This is a genomic window from Eubacterium oxidoreducens, assembly GCF_900104415.1.
GTDB lineage: Bacteria > Bacillota > Clostridia > Lachnospirales > Lachnospiraceae > Eubacterium_C > Eubacterium_C oxidoreducens.
Map to the genome: position 1 here is coordinate 1 of NZ_FMXR01000002.1, position 961 is coordinate 961.

At 52.8% G+C, this 961-nt stretch carries 1 rRNA gene; it reads left to right on the plus strand.

Annotation, left to right across the window (positions count from 1 at the left end):
* Window positions 1–961 (plus strand): 23S ribosomal RNA (locus tag BLS20_RS00010); the annotation flags it as partial.

A 961-nucleotide genomic window follows, 5' to 3' on the forward strand; every position in this document is an offset into this window, starting at 1 on the left:
TGATGCGGAGCGAACAAAAGTAGCGAAGAGCAAGGAGCGTCTGTCGAGAAAAGCCGCTATTGTTTATTATGTGCCCGTACCGTAAACCGACACAGGTGGATGAGGAGAGAATCCTAAGGCCGACGGAAGAAGTATCGTTAAGGAACTCGGCAAAATGACCCCGTAACTTCGGGAGAAGGGGTGCCATCCTCCGGGATGGCCGCAGAGAATAGGCTCAAGCAACTGTTTAGCAAAAACACAGGTCTATGCGAAACCGAAAGGTGAGGTATATGGGCTGACGCCTGCCCGGTGCTGGAAGGTTAAGAGGAGAGGTTAGCGTAAGCGAAGCTTTGAATTCAAGCCCCAGTAAACGGCGGCCGTAACTATAACGGTCCTAAGGTAGCGAAATTCCTTGTCGGGTAAGTTCCGACCCGCACGAAAGGCGTAATGATTTGAGCACTGTCTCAACGATACATCCGGTGAAATTGAAATACCAGTGAAGATGCTGGTTACCCGCGCCAGGACGGAAAGACCCCATGGAGCTTTACTCCAGTTTGGTACTGGGATTCGGTACTGCATGTACAGGATAGGTGGGAGACGAAGAGACTAGGACGCCAGTCTTAGAGGAGTCACTGTTGGGATACCACCCTTGCAGTATTGGGTTTCTAACCAGCCGCCGTAAACCGGTGGTGGGACAATGCCAGGCGGGGAGTTTGACTGGGGCGGTCGCCTCCGAAAGGGTATCGGAGGCGCTCGAAGGTTCCCTCAGAATGGTCGGAAACCATTTGAAGAGTGCAAAGGCAGATGGGAGCCTGACTGCGACAGCGACGGTTGGAGCAGGTACGAAAGTAGGACTTAGTGATCCGGTGGTATAAAGTGGGATTGCCATCGCTCAACGGATAAAAGCTACCCTGGGGATAACAGGCTTATCACTCCCAAGAGTTCACATCGACGGAGTGGTTTGGCACCTCGATGTCGGCTC